The organism is Rhizobium sp. PEPV16 (genome assembly GCF_008919455.1).
Taxonomy (GTDB): Bacteria; Pseudomonadota; Alphaproteobacteria; order Rhizobiales; family Rhizobiaceae; genus Rhizobium; species Rhizobium leguminosarum_Q.
Genome location: NZ_VSZV01000182.1, coordinates 1 through 1,090, shown reverse-complemented (window position 1 = coordinate 1,090; position 1,090 = coordinate 1). Strand labels below are relative to the sequence as shown.

2 protein-coding genes are annotated in these 1,090 nt (G+C 61.1%); one reads left to right on the top strand and one right to left on the bottom strand.

The features are described 5' to 3' along the window. Positions 1–446, bottom strand: a 446-nt coding sequence (locus FY112_RS37410; protein WP_281408445.1) for a nitrilase-related carbon-nitrogen hydrolase, incomplete at its 3' end; no start/stop codon positions are given. A 192-nt stretch (positions 447–638) separates the two neighbouring features. On the opposite strand from FY112_RS37410, the gene FY112_RS04525 reads away from it, so the two are divergent. Beyond that, positions 639–1,090: DUF1003 domain-containing protein (locus tag FY112_RS04525; RefSeq protein ID WP_151517818.1), on the top strand; the 452-nt coding region annotated here is incomplete at its 3' end.

Below are 1,090 nucleotides of genomic sequence, written 5' to 3'. Positions count from 1 at the left end.
ACGCCGCGGAAATTCACCGGCCCCGGCATGGCGCCCTGGTCGAAGACGCGCTTCTCGTCGAATTCGCCGTAATTCGGCAGGTCAATCTTGTCGCGCACCGCGATCACCTTGCCGCCGTCGAGCACGGCGACCGAATTGTAGCGCCCGGTGCCTTCCTGCCGGGGAAAGCCGATGATGACGCCCGGCCCGCCATCGGCGGTATCGGCCGCGAGAGTCTCGACCGCCTTCCAGCAGGCGCGGATGAAGGCGGGCTTCAGCACCAGATCTTCAGGCGGATAACCGGAGATGAAAAGCTCGGTCAGGACGAGCAGATGCGCGCCCTCCCGGGCAGCATCGGCGCGCGCCTCGCGCGCCTTGGCAAGATTGCCGGCGACATCGCCGACCGTCGGGTTGAGCTGGCCGATGGCGATGCGGAAGATATCAGAAAGAGCGTTTTCCTGTGTCATGTCATTTATTTAGCCTGCACCTTTCACGACCGCAACACGTTCGGGCCGAAAGCGGCACCTCGCGACGACGAAATTTTTATGAACGGATCGCGCGTGGCGCGACGCGACACCGATACGCATTGCAATTTGCCTCCGGAGCGGAATACTGGCGCCGAAAGCGAGCACATCGATAACCGGCATCGGAAAAAGGCAATGTCTAATCTTTCGGACTTCGTGCACCATCATTTCGACAAACCGGCCGACGAACTCGGCGACGTCGAAAAGCGCGTGCTGGCGAAAGCGCACCAACGCAAGGTCATCTCGACCGACGTCAATGCCGCCTTATCCGCCGAGTCATCCTTCGGCGAGCGTATCGCCGATGGCATCGCCCGCGTCGGCGGCTCCTGGTCCTTCATACTCGCCTTCCTCGCCTTTCTCGCCGTCTGGACACTGATGAACACCATCGGTCTGGTGGCGAATCCCTTCGACCCATACCCCTTCATTTTTCTGAATCTGATCCTGTCGATGATCGCCGCCATCCAGGCGCCGATCATCATGATGTCCCAGAACCGGCAGGCCGAGCGCGACCGCTTCGAGGCCGCCAAGGATTACGAGGTCAATCTCAAGGCCGAGCTCGAAGTGCTCTCCCTGCACCAGAAGATCGA